Below are 1700 nucleotides of genomic sequence, written 5' to 3' on the forward strand. Positions count from 1 at the left end.
TCAAGGCAGACTGGTTGTGGGTCATCGTGGGGTCTCTTCTTTGCTTCTTGGCGGAAACAACTGGGTATCCCACGATGGCCCTCCTACGTCAACGACGAAGAAGACCCGCGGGAAGTGACACCACGCTACGAGACGCACCCGCCTGCCCAACTCCGCTCACCAGCCCCCGCCCCTGATCCCTGCCGAGATTGCGCGAACGACGGGTGGGCGCGCGATGCAACGGTCGTTCGCGCGATCTCGGGCCCGGCTGACGGTTCCTCCCCAGGGTGCGCGGCACGCGGTTTCTCCCCGGGGTCAGGGCCCCATGGCGAAGAGACGCGGACGCGCGCGCGAGCATCGAGGGATGTCGATGGTTCCGCCGTGGATGGACGGTGTCGCGTTCACAGTCGCCGAGGGCCGACGCATCGGGTTGACGGATGCCACGATGCGCCGTGCCGCGTTCGAGCGGCCCTTTCACGGGGTTCGGGTCGCAGGCACCTCCGGACGCACCGGCGATCCGCTGGTCGACCGGTGCGGCGATCTTCGCGTGGTGCTGCCGAGCGACGCGCTCTTCAGTCACGCGACCGCGGCGAGGCTGTGGCGGATGCCGTTGCCGGCGCGGCTCGACGACGCGCTGCACGTTCTGACGCCGAACCGGACTCCCGTGCGTCGGCCCGGAGTGATCGCGTGGACGCGTGAGGGCGAACCCGCAGGCACCGACGTGGTGCGGGGCTTGCCGGTGACGACGGTGGCCGATACCTGGGTCTCACTCGCGACGATGACCGGGACGAAGGGAGGGCTCCTCACCCGCGAGTGGCTCGTGGCGATCGGCGACTTCCTCGTCTCCGGCCGGCGCACACGGTTCGGGCGAGAGCCTGCGCTCGCGTCACTCGACGACCTCGCGGATGCCGTCGAGCGACACGGTTCTCGCCGAGGAGCGGTCGCTCTGAACTGGGCGCTGACGCGCATCCGCAGCCCGGTCGACTCTCCGCCGGAGACGCTCCTGCGGCTCGGGCTTCTCGCCGCGCGTCTGCCGGAGCCCGATGTGCAGCCCACGATCCAGACAGCGGCGGGTGACCGGCATCCGGATCTCGCGTATGTCGAAGCCCGCCTGCTGATCGAGTACCTCGGCGACGTGCACCGTGCGGACCCGCGGACGTGGCGCGACGACCTCACCAGGGTGCAGCTGTTCCAGGACGCCGGTTACCGCGTGATTCTCGCCGGCGCGGCTGAGCTCTCGCCCGACGGTCTCTCCGCCTTCGCCGCACGTGTTCGCCGCGCCCTTCGCAAGCGCTCCTGACACCGTCGAGATTGCGCGATCTACCGCCCGGAGGCGCCGCGAGCCGCAAGACGCGCAATCTCGCCAGGGGTCGGGACCGGCGGGTCGGGGCGGGCCGGGCGGGCCGGGGCGGCCCGGGGCGGGCCGGGCGGGCCGACCAGCGCCGCCAGCGCAGGAGGTCCCGCCGAGACTGCGCGAACGGCGGTCGGTGGGGGGCTGGTGACCGTGTTCGAGCGCAATCTCGGCGGGAGGCCGGGTCTCTGCGTCAGCGCCCCGGCAGGAGCGTCAGCGTGTTCGTCGCCGCGGCGTCGACGGCCTCGGGCGAGTACGCCCACGGGGTCGTCTCGGCCTTCTGCCACGTCTCGGTCTGGTCGATGTAGTTCGGGTGGAACGCGTGCCCGCTCGTGCCGGTGAGGTGGTTCCAGCTCGAGGCGTCGAGGTC

2 protein-coding genes are annotated in these 1700 nt (G+C 71.3%); one reads left to right on the forward strand and one right to left on the reverse strand.

What is annotated here, in order from left to right; all coding sequences use genetic code 11:
• Positions 1–343: 343 nt before the first annotated feature.
• Positions 344–1279, forward strand: coding sequence for a putative endonuclease domain-containing protein (locus VNR19_RS05910; RefSeq protein WP_325724843.1), 936 nt, complete (start codon positions 344–346; stop codon positions 1277–1279).
• Between the two features lie 244 nt (positions 1280–1523).
• On the opposite strand, the gene VNR19_RS05915 is transcribed toward VNR19_RS05910, so the two are convergent.
• On the reverse strand, positions 1524–1700 hold a 177-nt coding region (locus VNR19_RS05915; RefSeq protein WP_325724845.1), incomplete at its 5' end, for a penicillin acylase family protein.

Origin of the sequence: Microbacterium sp., assembly GCF_035556355.1 — a bacterium.
Classification (GTDB): Bacteria; Actinomycetota; Actinomycetes; order Actinomycetales; family Microbacteriaceae; genus Microbacterium.